Consider the following 21,072-nt stretch of genomic DNA (forward strand, 5'->3'; position numbering starts at 1 on the left):
CGGAAACTCTCAGCCTGGATATCGCAGTGTCTCGGCGCGCTTGCGTTCGACTCGCCGCAAGAACGCCTCGAGCATATCAGTGGTCGGTTCGTCGTCGATCCCCACTGGTAGGAGTCACCGTTAGAGTCCTCGTAGCCGACAGTCGTGAGGAACTCAGTCAGCGTCATATCGTGGTGTTCGCGCAGCGCGTAGACAATCCCCGAATAGCCTACCTCAGTGACCTCCTTGTGGTCGGCCGCGAATCGAGATCCAAGCCAACGCGAGCAAGTTCCGAATCGATTTTGGCAGTCCAGATCGACTGGAGTTCTACAAGGGACTTTCTAGATAATTGACTCTATCGGCGTCGCTTATATGCTCACTACCCCGGGAAGGCGCATTTCTCTGGTCTGGATGAATCTAAGAGTTACATTTTCGTACGTCCATGTATTTGTAATGTTCAGAACTATACTCAATTTAAAAGGTAATCTTCTCTAATCTGGTCGATTCTTGCTTCATCAACTTTTCCGAGGTTTTCAAATTTATCAAGCAGCACCTCAGCGTTCTGTGAGACATTATTGTGGTTGGACCGCTTCAAGAGATTCTCTAGCCGGTCCAGAATCTGATCCTCCTTTCCGAAGAACCCATCAAACTCAGATATATGGCCTAATACCCTGGCCTTTTGACGGTCATTCAAATTGTTCTGTGTGAGCTGCTTGCTAATGCGGTCCATGAACTGCTGACCGTTCTCCTCTACCAGATATCCTGTAATAGAACTCATCACCTCGATCAAAGCATCAAGATGTCCAGGATTCTGATTCCGACTGAAAGCTTGCGCCAGCTCATTGCGAACGTCTTCTGCTACGGTCTCCTTCCTGTCTGAGTCAACGTCAGACTCTATCTTCTCCCAGAGATCTCGGTACAACTGGTACTCGTTCTGGTTACCACTGAGTAGATTATCTATCTGACTGATGTAGCTCTCCTGTTCCGGCCCATTAAGCTTCGAGAAGATCTTTGCTCCAACCTCCAAGTAGCGCCTCTTTCGATTAATGTTATTTTCGCGGTTGGCTTGATTACCACAAATGTCAATAACTTCCCCCCAGATAGGCTCGAACCGGTCTGAATATTCGGTGAAGGTGTCGATTCCAAGCTGACTGTGATTATTATTGTTGTTCTTTATAAGATTCTTCACCTTCTCATGGAGATCTTGGCTGAACTCCTCGGGAATGACAGGTATAATCTTATTCTTGACAAAGGATTCGTTGTCTATCGGGTTCGGGATCTGCTGTAGAATTGAATTAACTTCTTCCTCTGTCTCTACGATAGAGACCCGATACTCGTCACTTAGATCGAATAGTTCCTCCGTATTATTGGCATTCCAGTTACGGAATAGTTCGCTTAACCAACTATGAAACTCGTCTTGTGTCGTGGTAGGGAACGAATCGTAGAAATGGAAACAAATCTCGACAAGATCGACGGGCTGTCTATTTCCGCTATTTTTCACGATGTCACGAATACCTTCGAAAACCTTCTCCCCGCTCGATTGAAGAATATGTCCCTTAATATCTAGCAACCGGACTGCTAGCTCTTGATCGACTTGCTGTTCTTGGTTGCTTGAATAATCCTGTCTCAGATCAAGAAGGTGCGTTGCGTATGCTCCTCTTGCTTTCTGACTTGCCACATCCTCAAAACGAGTATAGTACTCTGTATCTGTGAACTCATTCTTGTTATCTTGGAGTTCTATCATCGATACGGCCCGTTCCAACGTCTTTGTACGAATGATGCAGTTCTTTGCTTCCTCAAAAGAGTTTATACAGTCAAGTGCGGTCTTGAATTTGTCATCTCCGAGTGACTCGACTTGGTTAGACGCCTTACGAGCAATGCTCTGCGGAATGTCTTCAGCATAGTTCACAAAGGCTTCTAATATATTCTTGCGCAGGTCCTTGCCATCAACTAGAAGGTCAGCATACTCTGCCAGTAGTGACTCTGAGTCGGGGTCGCGCATTTGAATAATAATTGGGAACACTGAATTAGGTTCCAGATCAACCAAGAATCCCTTCCCAGGTTCGACGGTTAGAGACTCCCCAAGGAGTCGGATCAATCTCCCTTGTGAACGCTGATCAAATTCGTCGAAGGCCGCGATTGTGGTGTCTATAGTCCCGAACAGTGGTTGTTCCCTCCTCTTTGTAGTGTACTCTTGGACCGTATTCTCAATTGCGTCAACATATGGACCATAGTCATCCACCTGTTCAAGTTCTTTCCGAACCTCTTCTTCCTGCCCAGTCCTAAGATTTTGCAGGAAGCCGTCGACATCGGTAAGACTGGTTGCATAAGACGGTTCAGACAAGTTCAGAAACGGATTTGGATTCTCAATATGGATACGGCGAGTAGAGCGGAGAAACGCCTCTAGACGAGATTCTTGATTGCCGTTCTTCTCTGAACCATCATCTGGTTTCAGAACCGCTTCGATTCGGTTCTGGTCGCTTGAATCACCAAGCTGGTCTCGGAAGTAGTTGTTAATATCTCCCAGCAACTGAGGATTCTCCGAGAGTGTGTCATAGAACTCTGGGTATTCCTCTTCTAAAATGGATACCTTCGCTAAGAATGGGATATTATTGGTGATTCTACCCTCAGTTAACCCACCGGTTTCCTCGATCTCCTCTGCTAAAACTCTGAGTGTTGAAAGACGGTTGAGTGCATGCTTGATTCTCCGTGGATTGTCGATGTATGCATTAGTGAGTACGTCGAGAGCTTCCTCTTCGAATGGATTGGAAAGCCTCTGATTCTCCGTTTCAGTATATTCCTCAATATCCTCCGGCAAGAACGGTGGAATCCGGATGTGGGTTTGGAAGAACTTCCGGAGAAACTCTCGTTCATTCTTCCCTTCCTCAAAGTATTCACCTTTATCAATTGACTTGATATGGCTCTCTAGGGCTTTGTCATCACAGGGAATAAGATATATACAATTATCATTTTCCATAAACGTCTTGAGAGACACAAGAACGTCGTAGACGGTCGAACTCTCGCACCTATCTAAATTATCGATAGAGATTACGATGGTTTCTGCGTTCGATTTTTCGATTATATCCTCGAATATTCGCTGGTACGCACCAGACCACTCTTTTCTTGGATGCAAAAACTTTTTTTGAATCGTCTGAGCCACCGTATCCAACTGCTGGAGAATATACCCGAGAATCGGGAGTAGTAATCCAGTAACAGCCACTGATGCCAGTGTCGACTGGCCAAGATATTGTAGTAGTACAGCAGCACCGGCAATAACGACAAAACTGATTGTGAGTATTGGACTATCTTCCCAGAAATTCACTATAACTTCTTTTGGGTTAGCAGGCCTCGAAACCTCTTCTTCCTCTTCCACGTCGTATAGCCTGCCTGTGATCTCATCTTCGCCAAGAATGCCATCTGATTCTTCTCCGTTTACCTCCTTACCTATTCTTTCATCTAGTTCAAGAAGTAGCTCAGTTCGGATGGATCCTTCCGCGTGAGACCAAGCATCAAATTCCACAAAAACAGTATCTTCAAACTCTTCTTTTGCCCTGAGACGATTATACAACATCCGGATTATAGAGGTTTTACCGGAACCCCACTCTCCGAAGATACCGATGTGCCACGGTGGATTAGCATTTCGTAGAATCCTCTCTAAACTGTCTGCGTACTCTTTGTGTCCAAATTCATCATCGGTCTCTGAGGTAATAGCTCGATCCGCTAAGTAGAGATCTTCATTCTCAGGAGGCATTAACGAAAATTCGTTTCTCCAATCATAAATAGCCTGTCTCTTTACAAAGTGAACTATCTCTGGCCGCGTCGCGCGAATATATTGCAGCCTTCCTCTCAGTCCTTATTGTTTTAGTCGGGATTTTGCAACTCGTTAGATAACGATCAATCCCGTACCTCATCAATCGAGTCAGCTACGTTCTCAGCCTGGATGTCCGAATACGCCTTATGTGTGGTTTCGATCGATTCGTGTCGGAGCGCCTTTTGTGCTAACTCGGAGTGGCCTTTTTCGTACAGTTCAGCACCGAGCGCCCGTCTCGCACCGTGAGGTTGCAGATAGTTCGTGTCGCCATCGACCTCGATACCAGCCTCGTCGGTGAGCTGCTTGAGAATCTGCCGACCGGCCTCCTTGGTGATCGACGGTGGGATGATCTCCCGCTCGCGAAGAATTGAATCAATATCGCTACCTGGTTCCGGCCGATCGCCCGTGGCGTTCTCGACTGCTTTGTACTTGCTCGCAGCGTGATCCGTCGGGAACAACGGCCACTCGTCGGTCGGTGGGTCTTGAACGCGCTCGAACCGCGACAGGGCGTCGTGTGCGGCCTCGGTCAGTCCAACAGGTTCGTACTCGCGTGACTTGCCGTACACTTCGATCCGGCCGCGCTCGAGGTCGACGTCATCCCACCGGAGGCCTTTCCGTGCATCGTCGTTTCTGTCGCGAAAGAGTTCGGCCCCACGGAGGCCGAGTTCCGCGAGCAGAATGACGATGGTTCGGTCACGGTAGGCCCGTTCAAGCGGGACATCGATGGTCTCCTCGCGAGCCATCCGGACGCGTTCGTCGGCGTACTCGAGGAGTCGCTTCCGCTGCTCAGGTTCCCAGAACTGGGTCTCGCCGGTCGATTTGTCTTCGGGAAGGAACTCCTCCGCCCGTTCGGTCTGTGCGGGATTCGTATCGAGCAGCTCGTCGCGAACACAGAACGAGAGGAACGCCCGGACGTAGGCGAAGTACGTATTCGCCGTCGACCCAGCGATTTCCCCGTTGGCTTTCTTCGTCTTGAGACGTAGTCCGTACTCGCGACAGTCGCCCGAGTCGATCTGGCCGACGTACTCGATTCCCTCGCTCTTGCAGAAGTCAGCGAAGTCGTCGAGGACGGGTTTCATCGTAGCTCGGCTGCCGCCGGCCTCGAGTTTCTTCTCGAGGTAGCGGTTCACCGTCTCTTCGACGGTCTTTCCCTTGGGGTTGCGGTCTCGAGACGTAGCTTTTTCCCGGCTCATTCGTTGCTACTGATGGAGTACTCGTCGAGCAGAACTTGCTCATCGTTTAGCGCTGACTCAAGAAGGTCATCTAACTCATCGTCGTCTATCTCCCCGTCCGCATATGCCTCTTTCACCTCGTCAACGTCCGGGTACCAGTACTTCGCAACGGAACCGTCGTCTTGGGTCACAAATAGAGAGCCGCGGTGATTGACCGCGACAGAACTTACTTCGGTTGTATCCTCCGAATTTCCCTCTGGCATGATCCTCACTGCGGGGTACAGCTTCGGGGCTAGTAAATCTACTTGGTCAAACTGGTATTTAAACAAGTACTTGCTGGAATGGCTCTATCGGGTGTTCGCGGTGTTCTCGAGTCTTCTACCCTGAAAATCGTATGTTCTAAACTGTATAGTGCTATATCAACTGCGGGCCGAAACTCAAAACTCGACTCGAGTAGTGAGTCGTCCAAAACCGGCGGTCTCGAGAACGGACACGGCGGTTAGAGAATAAGACTACTCTCGATTCCAGTCGTCGTCCTCCTCGAGAGGCTTCTCAACAACCCAGATATTGGCATGAAGCGAAACACCTTCTTCTAGATCCTTGTCGTCAAAGTCGTAATCGTGAAAGTGATAGTCCAGTCGGCGGTGGACAACTTCATACCGATCTGACGCGGAAACAACCTCTGCTTCCCCATCCATATTCTCAAATGATCCAGACATCCTAAGATCGGCAAGCGAGATGATGTCGCCGACAGCAGGAGCAGTCATTTCAGTGGGGATAATTCGGTCAGTGAGTTCTTCTTCGCTTTCACGATCGTAAATGGTCAGAGAAGTGTAGTCCATTTCTGTTTGGGTTAGATTCACATTGACCGTTGTTTCATTGTTTTGCATAGTGAATAGTCATGGCTGCTTACCAGAAAAGGGTTCCGTGACTGGGGTGAAAGTAAACGTCAAGCCGTCTCGCCACCGGCAAACGGCGCGAGTCTCTGCTTTTCTATTCGAGTTTCGTTCGCTGGGCCAGCGCATCCACGACCTCGAGTCCGTGACTCGCAGCGATCTCCTCTGCGAGTACCCACGCGCGAGCCGCCCGTTCGGGTTGGATTGCTTTGCGATCGTGATGGTATTCGACCAGCGCCTCGATGACCAGGAGGTCTTCCTGTGGGTTTCGCATACCGCCGTTGGCCGCGGCTTCGAATAAAAAGTCGCGGCTAGTCGTCCTCGAGCCATTCATCCAGCTCGCCGAGCGCGCCCTCGGCGACGACCAGATGGTCGAACTCCGGCGGCTGGTGGCGACCGGGCGTCGGCTTGCGCAACGTGACGAAGTAGTGGGTCTCCTCGAGCGGAACAGTCGCACCCGTGACGGCACAGACGGCCGCGCCGGAATCGTTGGTCGTCCGACGGGGCACCGTCGTCACCTGCCAGCCGTCCTCGCGATCGGGCGGCGATCGGCCACGGACACGTTGGGTTCGGGACTGGGACATGCGCGAGTAGTAGGACTCGAGTCGAATCAGCGTGTCGGCCTACTCCCCGCGCTCGAGCACGTTCGTCCCACTCCGTTCGACCACGTTCCCCTCGGAATCGGTCTCGAGGATATCCTGGTAGACGGTTCCGCAGTCCCGGCACTCCCACGCGAGCGGGTTGTGATGGACCCGCCGGTCGGGAGAGCCACAGGCCGGGCAGGATTCGTCAACATCGGGCATATGCGAGCGATTCGGGCGGGTGCGAATAGGTGTTCTGGCCTACTTGTCGCCCTCGAGTGTCTCGCGAAAGCCCTCAGCGGACCATTCAGCCTCGGGAACCTCCGCGCCCTCTATCTCGAGGTCGTCAAAGATCGCTTTCAGCGCCGGCAGATCATCGGCACGAAACTCGTATTCGCGGCCGTTGACCGTCATCGTCGCCGTGTCCGGTGCGGACGCGTCGAACCTGTCGATCGGTGCGTCGGTCATACCAGTTCCTCCGGTTCGGGATTCGCGACGTAGTTCGATAGATAGCCGGCGACCGTCGCGACCAGGACGGGCCGCCACGTCGCGGTGGCGATCGCCGCGATCGTCTCGAGTGCGAACAGCGGGCGGTGGTAGAGCACGACCCCGCCCAGGCCAAGTACAATCGCCACGACCTCGGCAAGCACGACGAGTTGGAGCACGACTTCGGTGTAGAACCGCCACGTCGCTGTCTGTGCGTCGATCCGTTCGGCCCGTTCTCGAGCGGCTTCCGAGACGCGCGTCTCGCCGAACTCGGAGAGTGGGCCCGTCGGACCGTCGGTGTCTGTCGCCATACCTGAATGTCGCCAGTCTCCGGGGTAAGCGTTTCCCTCGCAACGCCCGGATTCGCCAGTCTCGCCTACCCAAGCCGCCGGTAGTCGGGGATAGCCTTAACTATCCGTTACACGTAACTTACAACTATGATTTCGGGCGCCTCGCATACTCGAGGACGCCGGAATCAGGAGATCTAAGACATGAGCCAATCCCAACAGACGGCACGACCGATCGGACGGCTACAAGCACAGCGCGACCCGCTGGCCGACTGTGACGACGACCAGGTGCTCCGGTGTGACGATCCGACGACCGGCTGGCGGTGGTTCTACGAGGTTCGTGGCGACGGGCGAGTCGAACGCTACCACGAGTACCACGGCTACGGCCGAGAGATCGTTCCGCGCGAGCACGCCAGCGAGACGGCCCGCCTCGAGCGGGTGGAGAGTGTGGCGGTCTCGAGGGTGCATTTGGCTGTTGCACGGGGTGACGTGTAGATGAGTAGCGATCTAGACCAATTCGAGCAGTGGCTTCGAGAGCGACGGGAAGGGGCGAAATCGGACTACGAGAACAGCGGCCCGCGGTCGTCGAACCCACGGCAAAGCGATATTCGACTAGGGAAGTCTCGCGCCTACAAGGAGGTCTACCGGGAGTTCCTCGAGTGGCGCTACGAGGACGAATCGGGTGATACCGGCGAGAGTGACGACGACCATCCGTATGCGCTGGCCGGCGAAGGTGGCGGGATTCCGTCCCAGCCCGGTTGCCCATACGGCGAGTGGGAGAATGCGATCATGGACGCCGTCAACAGCGACGCGCACACGGTCGAACTTGTCGGGGCGGCAGACGGAAGCGCACAGGTCGAGATCGACGGCACGCCCATGTTTGAGGGCGTCGCCTACCCGCCCCAACAGTTCACAATCGGCGGGTGCGAGGAATATCTCTCACCCGAGGGCGTGGCGAAGCTTCGCGAGGTCGCCGAGAGCGAGCGAGGTGAGGTCGGTGAGTAGCGAATCCGCCGAGTGCCGATACTGCGAGACGACCCTCTCCGGGGACGACCCCACGTATCGCGTCCTCTATGGGAAATTCGAGCACGCCCACGACGGCGTGGTCTCGAACAAGCTCGTCGCCGGGCCGAACGAAACCCTCGAGCCCGGCACCGACGAACGCTACTACTGTCTCGGCTGTTACAAAGAGCACCACGACCGAGAGCCGGGCGCGCATTTCGAGTACGAAAGCGCCGACGAGCTGTGGGCGATTCTCGAGGCCGCAGACGGGCGGCTGGTCGCCGACGCCAGACCCATGACGATCGGCGGTCGCGGCTGGTTCCGCGTCGTCGACGGCGACCTCGAAGCCCGGCATTCGGTGATGGTCAAGGGCGGCGAGGACGACGACTGGGATATCGGCTTCGAGACCGAACCCACACCCGACTTCGGCGAAGAGGACTTTTACGAGTTCTTCGGCGGCGACAAGGAGATTCGACTCGTCTATTTGAAGTCGGTCGAAGAGACGCCGCTGGTCGCCGGGATGAATCGAACGCTTGGGGCGGTCGACAACGCGGAGGGTAACGATGAGTAGCGACGACCCACCCACCGGCCCGTTTCACTACACCGGTCCCGACGGCTTCCGGGCGTGGGGCTATCGCTTCCCGTCGGGGTTCATCATCCTCGAGTGGATTCCCGAGAGCGTCCCCGAAAGCGACGAGAAAATCACGGGCGGCCACCAGTCGATCTACCACTCCTACGAGGACTTTCGGACAGTCTGTACCGGCGAGATTCACTGGGGCTGGTTCCCCGATTCGACAGGCGATGAGTGGACACCCGAAGATCGCTGCCAGCGGGCGGTAACACAACTCAATTCACTCGAGACGATGATCCACGACGAAGACCTCAGCGAGGACGGCATTTGTGAGTACGTACGAGAGATCCGGGCCGGCCTTGGCGGGACGGGACGCGAGCGAGGTGAGGGCGATGGGGAGTGACGATCGCCAGTTCGAACACGACCCCGTCGCGTGCGAGGGCTGTGGCGAGTACGTCGTCGTGACCCGCAACCCCGACGCCGAGTACGATGACGAGACGGTGCAGTTCGAATGCGGGTGTGCAGTTGGCTACATCGGCGCCGTCAAACCCGACTCGTGGACCGGAGGGGCGTTCCTATGAGCGGTGTCCTTCGGAATCCCGACGCCGTGGTCGTCGGCGAGTGTGCCCACTGTGGCGTCGTCGTCGAACGCGACCTCGAGCAAGCGGGGCTGACGGTCGCGGAGAACCAGGAGATCGCCGAGGCCGTCGCGAAGAACCACGCCCATCGGTGTCCGAAGAGTGGCGAGGGGTGGCACGAGACGGTCGCCGTCGACGTGTCGGTCAAGCCGGCGGAGACTACAGCGGAACCGCGGGGTGTTGAAGGTGAGTGAAACCGTCACCGTCCACGTCTGGCAGGGCGGCCGGCTCGATAGTTACGACGAGCTGCTCGAGCGCGACCCCGACGTCTACGAGGTGCCGATCGCCGAGACCGAGTTCGGGAAAGTGTGGGAGGTCGGCGACGACGAACGGGTCATGCTCGCCGAGTCGATCGACCATCACGGCACCTACGCCTTTGACGTGCCAACCGACGAGCGCCCGGCGACGCTGAACGTGCACACGAACGATAGCTATCACGACCGCGAAGACTGGGGCGACCCGGTCGAACGTGGGCTCGAGTATCGCGAAGGGGACGACTACGAACCCTACCAGTGCGAAATGTGGGGTCGGATCATGATGTGGGTCGACCGGCCCGGTGAGAGTGAATGAGTAGTGACCTACTCCATGATCGGACCGGGGCGGCGTTCGCCTTCGGGATTGTCGGGGCGGCCTTCGGCGGGTCGGCGGTCGGCGCGGCGCTTGCCGATCTTGGATTCTACGACGTGTCGAATCCGTATTTCACCGCCGTCGTTGGTGGCGCGTGTATCGTCTTCGTTGCCGTGCTCGCTGGGTGGTATCTCCCATCGGCGGAGACGGTCGCCCGGCAGTGGCACGAACACCAGGCGCTCGAGGAGCGTGATTCGGAATGACCGACGAGAACACCGTTCCGACGCCCGCCGAAAGCGAACTCACGGGCACGCTCGAGACGGTCGCCGAGACCGAGACGGCCTACTGTCGCCTCTGTGATGAACCCGTCATCAGCGGGGCCGACAACTGGGGCGACGTGCTCGAGGCGCTGGCCGACCACGGCATCGAGGCCCACGACCTTCCCGAGGACGAACCGTGGACGAACGAGATGCTGGCCGCCGAGGGTGAGTCCGATGGCTGAGTTCGGGGACTTTTTCACCGAAACCGAGGCCTCCCGCGAGGGCTATCTGTGGAAGTACTACGACGACCATGGGCAGCCGAAACTGACATACAACCCAGATACCGTCGCGTTCCGCCGCGAGGTATTCGGTCACGAGTACACGATTATCAGCGGTTTCGAGCGTGATTCGGAATGACCGACGACCACACGCCCCAGTGGCTCGAGCAGTTCCGGGCCGGCAAGTACACACTACTCAACACCGACCAGCCCCGACGGCGCTCACTCGAGAGTCTGCCGACCACAGCTCGCCAGCGCCTGGTCGAATCCTCGGGAACGCCCTTCGCGCCCGGCCCGGCAGTCCGGCCGGTCGTGGAGGTGATGGACGGCCGGAAACGCAACGACGAGATCGAGCCCGCGGACTGGCGGGCGGCGCTCGAGGCCACCGGCGGGACGGTCGCCGTCTACTTCGAGGTCGCCGCCGACCACGAATGGTGGCTGGCCTACGATCCGGTCGGCGAGTACGACGGCTACGACGGGCCGTTCCACCTCTGGTCGCGGTATCCGACGGGCGCGTGGAACCACGTCGAGAATACGAGCGGGATGTTGGAAATGGCCCTCGAGAACATCTACGGCGAGGACGACCGCGATCGGGAGTGTGAGTTGTATCGGTCGCGCGTGGTCTGTCTCGAGGACGCGCCGGCGTTCGTGCAGCGAAAAGTCGGCGGCGATACGTGAACATCGGTCGGAGGAGTACTAGTCTGAAAGGACGAATCCCTGTCCGTTTCCGATATGGGCGTCGGTCTTATCGACTACAGTTCGATCGTAGCACTGGTTGAGTGCGTTTGTGGCATTGGGGTGCGACGGGCCGGAACTTGGGCAAATAACTCGGACCCAGTCACTAGCGACTCGATAGTACGTCGCGTTCCAACTCCGTTTCAGAACCTCGAATCTGTCGGATCGTTGAGCGCGTGCTTGGAGGTCGTTTCGTAACCCATCCATATCGTCGATCGTCTCGAGTAGTTCGTGGAGGTCGCGTCTCGGCACCGTATAGTAACTTGCTGCCCGGTCTGCAACACGATTCGGAATCGGGTGAGAATAGTCCTCGTCCTCTCGCATATGAAGGTAGTTGCTACTGCAAGCTCTTAGTTTTTGTTGCGTTCTTGATGTTTCGTGAATTTCTATCTTGCTGATGAGTATGAATAACCAGCGGCGCTTTCCGATAGTATTTTCGCGTAATAGTGAGTCGGCAGAAACTGGCGTGTCCGGGGCTACGGGCACGCCGCCCGTTTCCTACTCCGAGTTCTCCTGCACGTCGCCGCCAACAGACGTGTACGACGGGCGGTCACAACAGGACCGATTGGCGTCGATAAATTCGTCCAGATTCCGGTAGCCGAATTTGCCCGCCATGTACCGGAGTGAATCCCATTTGCGTTCGGGGAACGTGATTGTCGACCCACAGTGACACTCGTAGACCGCGACGTCTTGGTTTGCCCTCATCGGTCGGCCTCCGAGTGTTCTGTTCCCGTGTTCTGTGTGCGTGGCTTTCCGCCGTCCGTCGCTGCAATTATTCCAGGGAACTCCGATAGGTCACGCTCGAATCGGCGCTCGACGACGCAGAACGTATCCCGGTAGCGACCGCCGTGAGCGAAGATCGCCAGCTCCTCTTTCTCGAAGCCTCGAGACTGAGCCATTCCGGTCGACGTGAATCCGAACGTCAGTGTCCGCCCGCCTGGACGCACGACCTTCGAGACCTCGTCTCGAACGTGCTTGAAGTGGCCCGCGTACTCGCCGTCGTACCGCTTCCGAGACTGGATAACAGAGTACGGCGGGTCCATGATGACCGTGTCGAACGAGTTCTCGCCGAACCGCTCACGCACCTCGATCGCGTCGAAGTGATAATCCGCGTCCCGGTCTTCATCCAGGTCGACGCGAACTATCTCGTCGTCGTGGTTGAGCTTCGTCTTCCCTGCGAACAGGTTCAGAACGCGACCCTCGAGTCGTTCCTCAACGAACTTCCGAATCGTCGCCGGTTTGAACGTCCAGGTGTTCGTCTTCGTCCGGTGGTACGAGAGGTCGAAGTCCGGCCGCTCCTGGACGATGGGCCGATCGTCGTTCATAGTAGGCACCCGCAGTTTTCACAGGCAGCCGCCTCTCGGCGGTAGTAGTCTACCGAGTCCGGTTCCCCTTCGTGATCGCAGTTCGGGCAGCGTTCAGTATCGCCTGAGGCGTTGCCGTTCGAGGACATCAGACCACCTCCACTCTCGAGCCCTCGACGCGGCCACCCTTCACGAGGAGGTCGCGGCAAGGTCCACACAGATTCAGATTCTTTCCATCGACCTGTTCCTGGCACCGACTACGTCCGCTGCTACAGATGTCGCACGGAGTGTCTTCGTCGCCGCCGTCCGTCGTATCGTGTGCTGTCATAGTTTCTACTCTGCGTGAAAATCCTAGTACGTTTCGCCGACTATCCCTCAAACTCTGCGAGCGTAACCGTCTGCTCGCCGTCGCTCCATTCGAGGCGCTCCACGCTTCCCGACACAGACGTCCGGTCGCCCTCTCGAATCTCCCCGTCGCCCCACGACTGCGTGCCATCGGCGAGGATGATGGTCACGCGGGCCGCGTCGAGCCGATCGCCGCCGGTGTGCTCGAGGACGGTCGCCGTCCGGCTGGCGGTCGCCTCGAAGTCGGCCGTCGGGGTGTCGGTCTCGTCGGTGGGCTCGAGTGCCGGTTCGGATGGCATGTCCATCGCGAGCACGAAGCCGGCGACGGTGGCCGCGAGTGCGATGGTGATTCCAATGAGTAGTACAACGCCGATAATCGGGCTGATCGCCCGTTGGGTGTTCGTTGCCATTTGGTTTCGAGCGGGTTTCCCCGTCCGTGTGATACATCATACTGAGTGAACTTAATAGTATACGATTTGCTGTATACAGTACACAGAAAACAGTATGCAGTGAATTGGCGGCTGAATTAGATCGGTTCGTCGTCCAGATTCTCGAGTTGCTGTTCCATCTGGGCCTTCTTGAACGCCTTCCGGCCGTCTTTGGCCGTCTCGAGAATGTCGCCGTTTAGATCCGCAATCGCATACCGGAGTAGTTTCCGCACGGCTTCGGCTTGTGTGGCCGACTCGAGGTCACGGTCAAGCGCGGCCGCGGCCTGTTCGGCCAGTGGCTCGAGTTCGTTGGCGTCATCGAGTCCCTTGAACAGCGCCGCGAGGGATCGGTCGCGGGTCGCAACGTGTTCGTTCGCGTCGCCGTTGTCGATCGCCATGTAGGCGTCGGCGATCGCCGCCTCGAGTGACTGGGAGTCGTCGGTGTCGTCGGTCGAATCGTCATCGACGAGTGTCTGTTCACTCGACTGTTGGAGCATTTCCTCTGCCTTTTGTTTGTCGTCGTCAGTCATGGTTAGCGTGCCTCAAGTCGGTCGAGTAGGTCGGTCGTCAGATCACGGTACGCTTCGCGTGCGCGTTCGGCCGTATCGAGTAGTTCGTCGTCCTCGAGTGCAAAGATAGTCTGGCCGTTGCCCTGTTCACGGCCGATGTCCGTCGTTTTGGAGATCCGCGGGCCGACGATATCGGAGAACTCGTCTTCAACGGTCCGGGCGAAGCGCTTGTGTTCGGGTTCGCGCTTGTCGATCATCGTCGGTGCGACCATCACGAGTTCCGGGTCGACGCCGTCGTGTTTCTCGCTGATTGTCTCGAGGTCGCGCTCGAGATTGTCGAGCTGGTTCAGTTCGAACTGGCCCGGTCGCAGCGGGGCGAACGTCTGTTGGGCGGCGAACAGTCCGTTCAGGACGATATTGTTCTCGTTGCCCGGCAAGTCCATGATAACGAGATCGTACCGCGGTGCGAGTTCATCGGACACGAAGTCATCGAGGACCGTGAACCGTTCGTCGAGCGGGACGTTCGCGAGGTTGTTGTTCGCGCCACCGAGCCCGGGGTCGGCCGGAATCAGGTCCGGCCCTTCGTCGGTCTCGAAAACCATCCGGTCGACTACGTCGTCGATGTTCGTGCGAATGAACTCCCAGTTCTCGCCGAAGATCGCCGAGACCGGCGCGTCCGGGTTCGGCTTGTCCTCCTCGTCGGTTGGGAGATCGACGCCGAAGTTCGTCGCGAGGTCGTTCTGTGTGCCGGCCAGATCGATCAACACGACATCGAGGTCGTGGTCTTGGGCCGCCGAGACCGCGATGTGAGAGCTTGACGTCGTCTTCGCCACGCCACCTTTCTGCACGTAGGTCGCGAGTCGTTTTATCTCGTCGCTCATTGCCCGCCCTCCGTAGTGTACCGTTTGCTGTTTCCCATGTTCCGTATACAGTAAACAGTGTACCGCACACATATACGTTATCCTGACTACCGTGTTCGGTAATCCAGTTCAGGTTACAGGGAACGGAGCTCAGGAACCAGTACGCCGGTCGCGTGCCGCTAGGAGTGCACGAGATAACCGTCGGCCACTACGGCTCGTCGCCGAGGCATGGCAACAACACCCTGTTGAAGGCCCTCCACGACGTCCGGTTAGCCGGCGGCGACCAAGGGTTCTGCCCGCTCCCGTATAGCGGTTTCGGCGACTAGATGGGACACCACGTTTCGAGTGTAACGCGGGGAGACCACCCCTCGTGTCGAGTGAAAACCAATCAGTCGGAACGGGACTGTCGCCAGCGCTCGTAGCAATCAGGACAGAACTTCTCGCCGCCGCGACCGACCGTGTGGGCCTCGGCAAGATCGACGTACCCGCCACAGTAGCCTTGGCACGTTCTACGCATCGTCGCCCTCGTGAACCCGGATTCGGTCGTCGAACCACTCGACAGTCGCCACGGTCTCGCCGTCCTCGGCGACGATCTCGCTGCCCTCGAGTGCGACGAGGTCCTGTTCGACCGGACGGTCGGTCTCGCCGAGCTGTCGATCGCAACCCTCGCAGTAGACCGCGTCGGGCGCATAGAAGTGAAGGGTCGACCGCCAGCCACACTCATCACACGCCCGCCAGACATCCTCGCCACCACGCGCCACCGACAGGGTACCTTCGTCGCTCCCCGGATACTCCACGGACTTCCCGGCCCAGTACTCGTATGGCGTCTGTGCTGGGAACTCGTCGGCGTCGATCGGCTCGGCCTGCCGCCACTCGAGGTCGTAGCCGGGTTCCCACTCGCCGCTGGTCGCCGTCGCAACGTCGTCGGGGCTGCGACGCGTCTCGAGGACCAGCGCGATCGTTTGCTCGAGCGTGAGGTTGTCGTTGGCGTGCTCGCGGACCCACGGCACCGCACACCGGAACGTCCCCATCAGCGGAATCCCGTCGTCGGTCTCGACGGCCAGCCGAAGGATCGCCTCGAGCGGGTAGTCGAGTCCGGCCTCGGCGACGAGCCGCGCATACGCCTGAAAGACCGGGCGAATAGCCATCTGGCGGGCCTTCTCGGGACCGACGCTCGGATGGACCGAGACGACGACCGAGAGGAACTGCTCGCCCGTCTGTTCGTCGTCGGTGGTATCGATAAAGTCGATTCCAATCGGCATGTCCGAACAGAAGTGTTCGAAGACCGTGCGGACGTTGTCGGCGGTGTCACTCACTGTCGCTCACCTCGCTCGCGCGTTGCAGCTCGCCCGTCTCTGGGTCCTCGAGAATTTCGGCCGTGCAGACGCCACAGACCCAGCCGACCCGTCCGTCGCTGGCCGTCCCGAGGTGGTAGGCCTTGCGCTCGGTCTCACAGGCCGGGCACTCAAGGACTGTGTAGTGCTGTTCCTGTACCTCGTGCTGGCCGACTTTCATCGAATCTCCTCGAGTAGATCCGCGGCCGTCGTGTCGCTCTCGATACTGTCATCGAGGAACTGGCGCCACTTGTCGGGATGGTCGTCGAGCCACTCAAACGCGGCCTCGCGCGTCATCGGTTCAGGCAACTCGATAATCCCGAGCTTGTCCATCGGCTGGTGGGCCATGTGCTCGAGGGCGTCGTTCTCCGCGCCCGGCGCTGCGAAGTGGTCGACCCACGACTCTTCCTCGTACAGCCAGTGGTCCTCCTCGTTGATGAGATCGAAGCGGATCGTGCCTTCGTCGATTGTCTCCGGGCCGTCGGGGCCGGCGACGTCGACCGTGCGCGTCGCGCGGCCGACGCGGAAGGCGTCGTACTCCCACGTCTCTTCGTCGAAGTCGTCGGTCATGGCCACAACCACCGCTTTTCGCCGTCCTCGAGTTCGATATAGCCGTCCCGTTCCATGAGCTCCCACTTCCGCATGATCGGCGTGAATCCGACGCTCTTCCCGAGGTCAGCCTCGGCGATCTTCTGGTAGCCCCGCTCGAGCTTGCGTCGTCGCCACCAGGTGCGGAGTCGCTTACGCATCGAGCCACCTCGCGAGGGCGTCGTGATGGTCCTCGCAAAGATTCAGGAACTCCCCGCTGCCTTCCCACGAGCGCGTCGCGGGAGCGTCGCACTTATCGCAGGTAATCAGGTCGTCGCCGGTGCCGACGCCGCCCGCGGGCATTTCGGCACCCGGCGCCGGGTGATCGATCATAGCGCCACCTCGCAGTACGGACAGCGGTTGCCCTGAAAGCCCGCCAGCGTCAGCGAGACCGCGGCCCCACAGTGCGGACAGGTCGTCGTCTTGGTTTCGACTTGCATCTACGCCGGCACCTCCTCGTCTTCGAAGTGAATCATGTCCGCGGTCACGTCGATCCACTCGTCGGCGTCGGGCGATTGCTTGCGCTGGATGGTCGAATCGTCGCCGGGCTCGCGGCGCTCGAAGCCGATAACGCCGTCCCACTCATCAGAGGCTCTCTCGTAGCCCTCGAGTGCATCCTCGCGGTCGGTCCACTCGGAGCGTCGCCAGACGCCGCCACCACAGCCCGTGACGCGGTACTCGTAGGTGGTCATGCTGGCACCTCCGTTTCCTCGGCTAGCTCGTCCTCGGCGAACTCCCGAAGCGACTCTTTCTCGAGTCTCGAGACCCACCGGCAGGTCTCACACCGGAACGGTCGGCTTTCGAAGTCCTCCGGGTCGCCCTTGAGCGGGTTCGTGTTCTCGCATCGCGGGCAGATGAACGCCCAATAGGCGAGCCCGTCCTCGAGCGTCTCGTCGGGAAGCTCGTGGTCGGTCGTGTACTCGGTACAGATTGAGTCGCTTCGCTCCTTGCGCTCGCGATCGGCCTCGGGGTACTCCGACGTGAGGTAGTCCCACAGCTTTTGGGACGTTCGCCGCCCGACGCCGCTGTAGTCGGTGAACGACACGTCCTCGCGGAACGCGTCGACCAGTTCCGATTCGTCCTCGAAGCGATCGGTCAGCGCGGCCGCGGGGCGGCCGGCAACGTCGATCTCCTCGGTGAGTAGCGTTTTGAAGGTGGACATTACGAATCGCCCTCGTAGGTTTCCTCGATAGTCTGGACTCGAAGCCCGTCCGACGTACCGGCGATCTGGTCGAGTGCGGCCTGTGTTCCGTCCTCATCGTACCCAAGCGATCCCTGTGCAAAGAACGTCACTCGGCCTTCAATGTCCTCATACTGGAAGGCGTGAACGCCGTCCTCGGCATTCACGACGAGACACCGATCTTGGTGGCGCGTGAGGTATTCTTTCCAGTCGCTGGGTGACATCGATTCCATGTCCGGTTGTTGTATTTCGTCGGTTCCGGTATCCCGCCAGTCCCAGACTCTCGTGATTTCCAGCCCGTTCACGAGCGGCTGGTCCGGCGAGTTGCCGAGTTCGTAGACGGTGAGCGAGTCGGGGTCGACGACCCTCGAGTGTGGCTTCCCAGGGTCGCCGAACTGGATATCGCCATTGTGCGAAACGAAATCGACTTCGCGGTTATCTCGCCACGTCGTTTCTTCGCCGTTGATCTCGCCCTCGGCCTCGATCGTCAGTTCGTCGCCAGATTTGACCGACTCGAGAATCGTTCGTATCTCGCCACGGTCACGGACAACAGGCTCGGTCGACATCACGCATCCCCTCCGTCGAACCGCTCGGCTTCCCACTCACGACGCGTCTCGAGAACCTGCCGCGCTCTCACGGTCAGCTCGTACTCGTTGGTTCGCCGGTCGCGCTGGCCCTTCGAGACGAGGCCGCTCTCGACCAACGCGTCAAGATTTGGGTACAAACGCCCGTGGTTGACCTCACTGGCGTAGTACGCTTCCATCTCATCCTTGATTTTCAGGCCCTTGGCGGGGCCAACGTCGGCGATAACGAACAGTAGGTCGCGCTTGAAACCGGACAGTTCCGAGGTCGGGTCGTCGGTCGTCGTATCAGCTTGCGCCATATTTCAGTGTAGTGGATAATCGAGTATAAACCTTCTCCCGACTACCGGATTTCTGGCCTCGAGAACGCGAGAGAACAGCGAATTAGTCTGAAATCCGATACTGAAATCGCGGGCCGATTACCGGCAGTCCTCGAGCGAGACGAACGACTCGCCGAGTGCCGAGACCCACGCGGTTGTCGCGAACCGGGACTCGTCGCTATCCCCGGCGTAGATCGTGAGCGCGCTGGTGCCGTCGCCGTACTCGACTTCTGTTTTCTTCACTCGGTACGAGGGGTATCCAGCCGCAGGGAGATCGCTCGCGCGAACGAACGGCGAGTCGGTGTTCGTGCTCATGCCGCCACCTCTTCGAGCAACTGCTCTTTCGCACGTTTCAGCCGTCGGAACTCGCGTTTGCTCCCGCCGTTGTCGGGATGGGCGTCGATCGCCTGCCGGCGGTAGGCCTGCCGGATATCCTCCGGTCCCGCGTTCGGATCGACGCCGAGCACGACGTGGGCCGGCGGCTCGGCTTCGACGGCGATCTCCTGGTCGGCCGGCGGCAGGCGGGCGTTGGCGAACTCCGACTCGCCGGTCGTGACCGGCCGGGATTCCATCTTGCGTTTCTCGTGGATGTATTTGTACAGCGACCGGATATTGTCCCGCAGGCGCGTGTAGGCGTCACACGCGGCGGCGTACTGGTCGCCGTCCATCGTCCAGCGCACGACCGCGCCGGGGTCGTCGGGGCTGGCGTCGGCGTAGGGATACCGCGGGTTTCGCTTTTGGTGTTCGGCGGCGGTCTCGAGGCGCCAGTCGTCGGCCCCGACGCGCTCGAGTTCGTCCGCGAGGTCGTCGATCGACTGCCGGAGCGAGGTGTCGAAGCGGTTGTTCGGCTGGCGATCCTCCGCGGAAGTTCGTGGGAACTGGGGTGGCCAATCTATCGTCATATCTTGCCCTCCATGCGTCGGGCCAGCCCGCGAGCAAGCGTCTCGGTCTTCCCGATCGCCGATTCGCGCATCGACTGGCCGTAGCCCGGTCGGTTCTCGAAACTGCGTTCGTCCCACACGAACCAGCCGTCGTCGGGGTAGCAGTCGGTGATGTACGTGTGGCCGTAGCCCTTCGGGAACGAGTCGACGCCCGGCGCGTGGACGTAGCCGCGGTAGTAGGTCTCGTTCTCGCCGTAGTCCGGCGACTCCTGCGTGAGACGGCCGGATTCGAAGTACTCCGTCACGCGAATTAGCATGCACGTCAGTCCGTGAGCCGTCCAGTGGTCCTCGAGCACGTAATCGTGGATCGTTGCGGTGCCCGTCTCTCGGAACGTCCAGCCCCGAATCGGGCCGTCGTCGTCCCACGTGCCGGTCGTCGCGTCGGTTTTTGGCGGGCGCTTCATCACGTCCTCGAATATCGAATCGTCGGTGTTCGTGCTCATTCTGAGTCAGCCTCCTCGAGTCCGCTGGGCGTTCGAACGCGACCGGCACGCAGGCGCGTCGCGAGATCCACGGCACCGACGCCGACGGCCGCCAGCGTCCAGAGGACGACGATCGCCGCGAGCGCGGCCGTGGTGAGTGCGAACGCCGTCATTCGGCCTCACGCTCCAATTCGAAGTGTCGCGAGTCGTCCCAGTACGTGTCTTCGCTCGGCGCCGTCGGTGCGTCCATATACTCGAGTTGGCCCGCCTCAACGTCGTCCTCGTAGATTTCGCGGAGTTGCTCGACGTCGGCGTGGGGCGTGAATCGATCCGCCGGTTTCTCGTCGCCGAAAATCGCGCGTTCCTCGGCGATCTCGACGGCGTCGCTCTCGTGGTGGCCCGCGACGACGGTCAGCTCGTACTCGGTCATGATCGAAAGCGAGACGCGGTACTCGCCGCCGACAACACGCGCGCCCTCGATTCGGTACTCGCCGTCGGTCATCGGTTCATCAGCGCTCGGTTCGACGCGCAACTATCGCACTCGTCGTAGGCCAGCCGAATCGTCCCGTGGCGCGGACAGAACGCTTCGATCGTCACGTCGTCGGGCGTACAGTCGAAATCCGGGTGGTCGGCGTGTGCTTCGGGCGTTTGGCCGCGTTCGCGGACAGTCCGCGCGTATTCGAACTCCTCCTCGTAGTCACAACAGCCACACGAGACGCGAACCCACGCGCCGGAGATCGCCTCGGCTTTCTCGAGGTCGGTCTTGTGCGTCTCCGCTTCGCGGAGGATGTCCTCGGCGAGTCGCTTCATCGTTCGCCAGTCGGCCTCGAGTTCGGTGTCCTCGAGCGTGGCCGTGATTCGGTCGCCGTTCGATTCGACGGTACTGTCGTCGGTGTTGGAGTCGGTCATCGGTTGTCGTCCTCGCTATCGTCGAGCTGTGGAATCGCTTCGCGAACGTCGGCGTCGGTCGCCTGTTCGGACTCAGGGACGAGCTGGG

The 21,072-nt window shown here is 58.9% G+C and carries 41 protein-coding genes; 11 read left to right on the forward strand and 30 right to left on the reverse strand.

Going from position 1 to position 21,072, the window contains the following annotated elements; translation table 11 throughout:
- Nucleotides 1-448: 448 nt before the first annotated feature.
- The 9 genes from HTUR_RS25000 to HTUR_RS25035 form a co-directional block, all read right to left on the reverse strand.
- The gene (locus HTUR_RS25000) at nt 449-3,730 is read right to left on the reverse strand and encodes a KAP family P-loop NTPase fold protein (protein ID WP_012946171.1); all 3,282 of its coding nucleotides are present in this window, start codon (nt 3,728-3,730) and stop codon (nt 449-451) included.
- 143 nt (nt 3,731-3,873) lie between these two features.
- Nucleotides 3,874-4,983 carry a tyrosine-type recombinase/integrase gene (locus tag HTUR_RS25005; protein WP_012946172.1) on the reverse strand — a complete coding sequence of 370 codons (1,110 nt, stop codon included), beginning with the start codon at nt 4,981-4,983 and terminating at the stop codon, nt 3,874-3,876.
- Nucleotides 4,980-5,225: a hypothetical protein gene (locus HTUR_RS25010; protein WP_012946173.1), complete on the reverse strand. Its 246-nt coding sequence runs from the start codon at nt 5,223-5,225 to the stop codon at nt 4,980-4,982. The genes HTUR_RS25005 and HTUR_RS25010 overlap by 4 nt, the downstream gene beginning before the upstream one ends.
- 249 nt (nt 5,226-5,474) lie before the next feature.
- Entirely contained in the window at nt 5,475-5,852 is a 378-nt protein-coding gene (locus HTUR_RS25015) for a hypothetical protein (RefSeq protein ID WP_012946174.1), read from the reverse strand.
- A 103-nt stretch (nt 5,853-5,955) separates the two neighbouring features.
- Nucleotides 5,956-6,132 carry a hypothetical protein gene (locus HTUR_RS27790; protein ID WP_187291527.1) on the reverse strand — a complete coding sequence of 59 codons (177 nt, stop codon included), beginning with the start codon at nt 6,130-6,132 and terminating at the stop codon, nt 5,956-5,958.
- A gap of 37 nt (nt 6,133-6,169) precedes the next feature.
- Nucleotides 6,170-6,442, reverse strand: a complete 273-nt coding sequence (locus HTUR_RS25020; RefSeq protein ID WP_012946176.1) for a hypothetical protein — start codon at nt 6,440-6,442, stop codon at nt 6,170-6,172.
- A 39-nt stretch (nt 6,443-6,481) separates the two neighbouring features.
- Nucleotides 6,482-6,661, reverse strand: coding sequence for a hypothetical protein (locus HTUR_RS25025; RefSeq protein WP_012946177.1), 180 nt, complete (start codon nt 6,659-6,661; stop codon nt 6,482-6,484).
- Between the two features lie 39 nt (nt 6,662-6,700).
- Nucleotides 6,701-6,907: a hypothetical protein gene (locus HTUR_RS25030; protein ID WP_012946178.1), complete on the reverse strand. Its 207-nt coding sequence runs from the start codon at nt 6,905-6,907 to the stop codon at nt 6,701-6,703.
- Nucleotides 6,904-7,236: a hypothetical protein gene (locus HTUR_RS25035; protein WP_012946179.1), complete on the reverse strand. Its 333-nt coding sequence runs from the start codon at nt 7,234-7,236 to the stop codon at nt 6,904-6,906. The genes HTUR_RS25030 and HTUR_RS25035 overlap by 4 nt, the downstream gene beginning before the upstream one ends.
- Nucleotides 7,237-7,416: 180 nt before the next feature.
- Here HTUR_RS25035 and HTUR_RS25040 point away from each other — a divergent pair, with 180 nt between their 5' ends.
- From HTUR_RS25040 to HTUR_RS25090, 11 genes are read left to right on the forward strand one after another with little or no spacing between them, the layout of a single operon-like run.
- On the forward strand, nt 7,417-7,707 hold the full coding sequence (locus HTUR_RS25040; RefSeq protein WP_012946180.1) for a hypothetical protein: 291 nt from the start codon (nt 7,417-7,419) through the stop codon (nt 7,705-7,707).
- Nucleotides 7,708-8,217 carry a hypothetical protein gene (locus HTUR_RS28375; RefSeq protein ID WP_012946181.1) on the forward strand — a complete coding sequence of 170 codons (510 nt, stop codon included), beginning with the start codon at nt 7,708-7,710 and terminating at the stop codon, nt 8,215-8,217. It begins immediately after the preceding gene.
- Nucleotides 8,210-8,785, forward strand: a complete 576-nt coding sequence (locus HTUR_RS25050; RefSeq protein ID WP_012946182.1) for a hypothetical protein — start codon at nt 8,210-8,212, stop codon at nt 8,783-8,785. Before HTUR_RS28375 ends, HTUR_RS25050 begins: the two co-directional genes overlap by 8 nt.
- Complete coding sequence (locus tag HTUR_RS25055) at nt 8,778-9,188, forward strand: hypothetical protein (protein ID WP_012946183.1); 411 nt, start codon at nt 8,778-8,780, stop codon at nt 9,186-9,188. The genes HTUR_RS25050 and HTUR_RS25055 overlap by 8 nt, the downstream gene beginning before the upstream one ends.
- The gene (locus HTUR_RS25060) at nt 9,178-9,366 is read left to right on the forward strand and encodes a hypothetical protein (RefSeq protein ID WP_012946184.1); all 189 of its coding nucleotides are present in this window, start codon (nt 9,178-9,180) and stop codon (nt 9,364-9,366) included. The genes HTUR_RS25055 and HTUR_RS25060 overlap by 11 nt, the downstream gene beginning before the upstream one ends.
- Complete coding sequence (locus HTUR_RS25065) at nt 9,363-9,617, forward strand: hypothetical protein (protein WP_012946185.1); 255 nt, start codon at nt 9,363-9,365, stop codon at nt 9,615-9,617. The genes HTUR_RS25060 and HTUR_RS25065 overlap by 4 nt, the downstream gene beginning before the upstream one ends.
- Nucleotides 9,610-9,993 carry a hypothetical protein gene (locus HTUR_RS25070; RefSeq protein ID WP_012946186.1) on the forward strand — a complete coding sequence of 128 codons (384 nt, stop codon included), beginning with the start codon at nt 9,610-9,612 and terminating at the stop codon, nt 9,991-9,993. Before HTUR_RS25065 ends, HTUR_RS25070 begins: the two co-directional genes overlap by 8 nt.
- Complete coding sequence (locus tag HTUR_RS25075) at nt 9,990-10,253, forward strand: hypothetical protein (protein WP_012946187.1); 264 nt, start codon at nt 9,990-9,992, stop codon at nt 10,251-10,253. The genes HTUR_RS25070 and HTUR_RS25075 overlap by 4 nt, the downstream gene beginning before the upstream one ends.
- A complete protein-coding gene (locus HTUR_RS25080) occupies nt 10,250-10,492 on the forward strand; it encodes a hypothetical protein (protein WP_012946188.1) in 243 nt (80 codons plus the stop codon). Before HTUR_RS25075 ends, HTUR_RS25080 begins: the two co-directional genes overlap by 4 nt.
- A complete protein-coding gene (locus HTUR_RS25085; RefSeq protein WP_012946189.1) occupies nt 10,485-10,667 on the forward strand; it encodes a hypothetical protein in 183 nt (60 codons plus the stop codon). Before HTUR_RS25080 ends, HTUR_RS25085 begins: the two co-directional genes overlap by 8 nt.
- Complete coding sequence (locus HTUR_RS25090; protein WP_012946190.1) at nt 10,664-11,206, forward strand: hypothetical protein; 543 nt, start codon at nt 10,664-10,666, stop codon at nt 11,204-11,206. Before HTUR_RS25085 ends, HTUR_RS25090 begins: the two co-directional genes overlap by 4 nt.
- Nucleotides 11,207-11,761: 555 nt before the next feature.
- On the opposite strand, the gene HTUR_RS25095 is transcribed toward HTUR_RS25090, so the two are convergent.
- The 21 genes from HTUR_RS25095 to HTUR_RS25185 all read right to left on the reverse strand — a co-directional run bounded on the left by HTUR_RS25095 (nt 11,762) and on the right by HTUR_RS25185 (nt 20,984).
- Nucleotides 11,762-11,968, reverse strand: coding sequence for a hypothetical protein (locus HTUR_RS25095; RefSeq protein ID WP_012946191.1), 207 nt, complete (start codon nt 11,966-11,968; stop codon nt 11,762-11,764).
- The gene (locus HTUR_RS25100) at nt 11,965-12,588 is read right to left on the reverse strand and encodes an SAM-dependent methyltransferase (RefSeq protein WP_012946192.1); all 624 of its coding nucleotides are present in this window, start codon (nt 12,586-12,588) and stop codon (nt 11,965-11,967) included. Before HTUR_RS25100 ends, HTUR_RS25095 begins: the two co-directional genes overlap by 4 nt.
- Before the next feature lie 347 nt (nt 12,589-12,935).
- Nucleotides 12,936-13,322 carry a type IV pilin N-terminal domain-containing protein gene (locus HTUR_RS25105; RefSeq protein ID WP_012946193.1) on the reverse strand — a complete coding sequence of 129 codons (387 nt, stop codon included), beginning with the start codon at nt 13,320-13,322 and terminating at the stop codon, nt 12,936-12,938.
- 116 nt (nt 13,323-13,438) lie between these two features.
- Nucleotides 13,439-13,870, reverse strand: coding sequence for a hypothetical protein (locus HTUR_RS25110; RefSeq protein ID WP_012946194.1), 432 nt, complete (start codon nt 13,868-13,870; stop codon nt 13,439-13,441).
- A gap of 2 nt (nt 13,871-13,872) precedes the next feature.
- The gene (locus HTUR_RS25115; RefSeq protein WP_012946195.1) at nt 13,873-14,730 is read right to left on the reverse strand and encodes a ParA family protein; all 858 of its coding nucleotides are present in this window, start codon (nt 14,728-14,730) and stop codon (nt 13,873-13,875) included.
- A 367-nt stretch (nt 14,731-15,097) separates the two neighbouring features.
- A complete protein-coding gene (locus tag HTUR_RS28520; RefSeq protein ID WP_264183156.1) occupies nt 15,098-15,226 on the reverse strand; it encodes a hypothetical protein in 129 nt (42 codons plus the stop codon).
- Entirely contained in the window at nt 15,219-16,025 is an 807-nt protein-coding gene (locus HTUR_RS25120; RefSeq protein WP_012946196.1) for a hypothetical protein, read from the reverse strand. The genes HTUR_RS28520 and HTUR_RS25120 overlap by 8 nt, the downstream gene beginning before the upstream one ends.
- The gene (locus HTUR_RS25125) at nt 16,018-16,224 is read right to left on the reverse strand and encodes a hypothetical protein (protein WP_012946197.1); all 207 of its coding nucleotides are present in this window, start codon (nt 16,222-16,224) and stop codon (nt 16,018-16,020) included. Before HTUR_RS25125 ends, HTUR_RS25120 begins: the two co-directional genes overlap by 8 nt.
- The gene (locus HTUR_RS25130; protein ID WP_012946198.1) at nt 16,221-16,613 is read right to left on the reverse strand and encodes a hypothetical protein; all 393 of its coding nucleotides are present in this window, start codon (nt 16,611-16,613) and stop codon (nt 16,221-16,223) included. Before HTUR_RS25130 ends, HTUR_RS25125 begins: the two co-directional genes overlap by 4 nt.
- Nucleotides 16,610-16,792, reverse strand: a complete 183-nt coding sequence (locus HTUR_RS25135; protein WP_012946199.1) for a hypothetical protein — start codon at nt 16,790-16,792, stop codon at nt 16,610-16,612. The genes HTUR_RS25130 and HTUR_RS25135 overlap by 4 nt, the downstream gene beginning before the upstream one ends.
- On the reverse strand, nt 16,785-16,964 hold the full coding sequence (locus HTUR_RS25140) for a hypothetical protein (protein WP_012946200.1): 180 nt from the start codon (nt 16,962-16,964) through the stop codon (nt 16,785-16,787). Before HTUR_RS25140 ends, HTUR_RS25135 begins: the two co-directional genes overlap by 8 nt.
- Nucleotides 16,965-17,071: 107 nt before the next feature.
- On the reverse strand, nt 17,072-17,323 hold the full coding sequence (locus tag HTUR_RS25145; protein ID WP_012946202.1) for a hypothetical protein: 252 nt from the start codon (nt 17,321-17,323) through the stop codon (nt 17,072-17,074).
- Nucleotides 17,320-17,793: a hypothetical protein gene (locus HTUR_RS25150; RefSeq protein WP_012946203.1), complete on the reverse strand. Its 474-nt coding sequence runs from the start codon at nt 17,791-17,793 to the stop codon at nt 17,320-17,322. The genes HTUR_RS25145 and HTUR_RS25150 overlap by 4 nt, the downstream gene beginning before the upstream one ends.
- Nucleotides 17,793-18,377 (reverse strand): hypothetical protein, encoded by a 585-nt coding sequence (locus HTUR_RS25155; protein ID WP_012946204.1) that lies wholly within the window; start codon nt 18,375-18,377, stop codon nt 17,793-17,795. Before HTUR_RS25155 ends, HTUR_RS25150 begins: the two co-directional genes overlap by 1 nt.
- On the reverse strand, nt 18,377-18,694 hold the full coding sequence (locus HTUR_RS25160; RefSeq protein WP_012946205.1) for a helix-turn-helix transcriptional regulator: 318 nt from the start codon (nt 18,692-18,694) through the stop codon (nt 18,377-18,379). The genes HTUR_RS25155 and HTUR_RS25160 overlap by 1 nt, the downstream gene beginning before the upstream one ends.
- Before the next feature lie 117 nt (nt 18,695-18,811).
- Nucleotides 18,812-19,027: a DUF7511 domain-containing protein gene (locus tag HTUR_RS25165; protein ID WP_012946206.1), complete on the reverse strand. Its 216-nt coding sequence runs from the start codon at nt 19,025-19,027 to the stop codon at nt 18,812-18,814.
- Complete coding sequence (locus HTUR_RS25170) at nt 19,024-19,614, reverse strand: DnaJ domain-containing protein (protein WP_012946207.1); 591 nt, start codon at nt 19,612-19,614, stop codon at nt 19,024-19,026. Before HTUR_RS25170 ends, HTUR_RS25165 begins: the two co-directional genes overlap by 4 nt.
- A complete protein-coding gene (locus tag HTUR_RS25175) occupies nt 19,611-20,096 on the reverse strand; it encodes a hypothetical protein (protein ID WP_012946208.1) in 486 nt (161 codons plus the stop codon). The genes HTUR_RS25170 and HTUR_RS25175 overlap by 4 nt, the downstream gene beginning before the upstream one ends.
- On the reverse strand, nt 20,093-20,248 hold the full coding sequence (locus tag HTUR_RS27795; RefSeq protein ID WP_012946209.1) for a hypothetical protein: 156 nt from the start codon (nt 20,246-20,248) through the stop codon (nt 20,093-20,095). The genes HTUR_RS25175 and HTUR_RS27795 overlap by 4 nt, the downstream gene beginning before the upstream one ends.
- Entirely contained in the window at nt 20,245-20,577 is a 333-nt protein-coding gene (locus HTUR_RS25180) for a hypothetical protein (protein ID WP_012946210.1), read from the reverse strand. Before HTUR_RS25180 ends, HTUR_RS27795 begins: the two co-directional genes overlap by 4 nt.
- Nucleotides 20,574-20,984, reverse strand: a complete 411-nt coding sequence (locus HTUR_RS25185; protein WP_012946211.1) for a hypothetical protein — start codon at nt 20,982-20,984, stop codon at nt 20,574-20,576. The genes HTUR_RS25180 and HTUR_RS25185 overlap by 4 nt, the downstream gene beginning before the upstream one ends.
- Between the last annotated feature and the right edge of the window lie 88 nt (nt 20,985-21,072).

Source organism: Haloterrigena turkmenica DSM 5511, assembly GCF_000025325.1.
GTDB classification, from domain to species: domain Archaea; phylum Halobacteriota; class Halobacteria; order Halobacteriales; family Natrialbaceae; genus Haloterrigena; species Haloterrigena turkmenica.